Consider the following 751-nt stretch of genomic DNA (forward strand, 5'->3'; position numbering starts at 1 on the left):
AAGTTCTTCAATGACTTCAAAGGTGACATCAGACGGTTCCATACCAAGTTGTTTTAGTCGGCGAAATAAGAGCTTCTATCACGTATTCGAGTCTTTGGTCATGGTGATCAAAGAATTGGGCATCACGTTAAGAAAAAGCTTCACACCTTTGGCTGTGTAGTGCTTAGAAAAGTTGCGAATGTGAATGGCGCGAGAGAGAAATTCAACCGAAAGAATGTATTCGTCACTGTGACTAGGATCGGCAAAGAAGCGATCTGGCCGGATGAAATTCTGTTGCTCATCTTGAATTCTTAACAAGCTTCGAAGCCAATGAGTTGCATTAACTGATTGAATATTGGTTGAAAAACGCTCGAAAATGTCAGGTTGTTTAGCAGCATTATGTAATCACCATCCTCCTTTTGACGAATGTACTGCTCGTAGTCTGATTTAGTGATTAACTGCATATTCACAACCTAAAGAATATCTACTGAAAAATGTAACACTTTGATCAACTGAGTAAAGCAACAAAACAACTGTGGTTTATCGCGAATGCGTAAATTTGATTTGCGTTCAAAAATCGCAGGTTGTTTCTAACTTAGTACATAATAAAATTTGACCAAACGCGAGACCGAACACCATTTTATTTAGGGTTGTCACAAAAATGAGGCAAAATATTTTTAGAAGCAAAAAAAGCAAAGTGGATAAGGGACGCTAGACGAAAAAAAGGCCTGAGCCGAAACGGAGCAGGCCAAGATCCCTGTGGAGCAGGAGG

At 39.7% G+C, this 751-nt stretch carries 1 protein-coding gene; it reads right to left on the bottom strand.

Going from position 1 to position 751, the window contains the following annotated elements:
• Window positions 1-78 precede the first annotated feature (78 nt).
• Window positions 79-297, bottom strand: a complete 219-nt coding sequence (locus CIK04_RS33905; RefSeq protein WP_325205820.1) for a hypothetical protein — start codon at window positions 295-297, stop codon at window positions 79-81.
• Between the last annotated feature and the right edge of the window lie 454 nt (window positions 298-751).

The sequence above is a fragment of the Vibrio sp. 03_296 genome (assembly GCF_002265885.1).